This is a genomic window from Flavobacterium branchiophilum NBRC 15030 = ATCC 35035 (assembly GCF_002217205.1).
Classification (GTDB): Bacteria; Bacteroidota; Bacteroidia; order Flavobacteriales; family Flavobacteriaceae; genus Flavobacterium; species Flavobacterium branchiophilum.
Window position 1 is genome coordinate 1 of the sequence record NZ_MUGT01000232.1, and the last position, 504, is coordinate 504.

General features: G+C 40.1%; 1 protein-coding gene. It reads left to right on the plus strand.

Features of this window, described 5'->3' with window-relative positions; all coding sequences use genetic code 11:
• Nucleotides 1–67: 67 nt before the first annotated feature.
• A complete protein-coding gene (locus B0A58_RS16095; protein ID WP_089081879.1) occupies nucleotides 68–412 on the plus strand; it encodes a DUF4280 domain-containing protein in 345 nt (114 codons plus the stop codon).
• Nucleotides 413–504 lie beyond the last annotated feature (92 nt).

Sequence of the window (504 nt, forward strand, 5' to 3'; positions counted from 1 at the left end):
TATAGGGGGCTAGACCACCATACTTATTAATAAAAGGATATTTAAGAATAAACTATAATAAACCACCATGCCCAACCCAATAACCCACAGCACCCAACTACAATGCAACCAAGGCACAAAGCCAACGGCGCTAACGGTTACAAGCCAAACTTTTATGAAAATAGAAGACAAGTTGCAAGCCACCGAAGCAGACATAAAACCAAACGAAAACATTATGCCCTTTGGGCAATGCAAACTAAAAATGTATGCAGGCGGTCTATTACCCTGCGTCCCTGCACCTACAAAATGGCAAGATGTTTCCGTTTTTGATATTGTAGACAAAAAAGAATTGTTAGACACTTCCACTTGTCCTTGCTCGGTTGGTGGTAAAATATCGGTAGTAAAATCAGCCCAAAGTTTTGTTTCAGAATAATCTTGTGCCAAACTGCATAAGCCATACGTCAAAGTAAACAAGACACCTGCCAAAGTAGATAAAGCTTATGCCGAAATAGATAAGCCTTGTGC

What these genes read in the sequence shown, in the direction of transcription:
- B0A58_RS16095 (WP_089081879.1), top strand. Translation starts at nt 68, where the DNA reads ATGCCCAACCCAATAACCCACAGCACCCAACTACAATGCAACCAAGGC.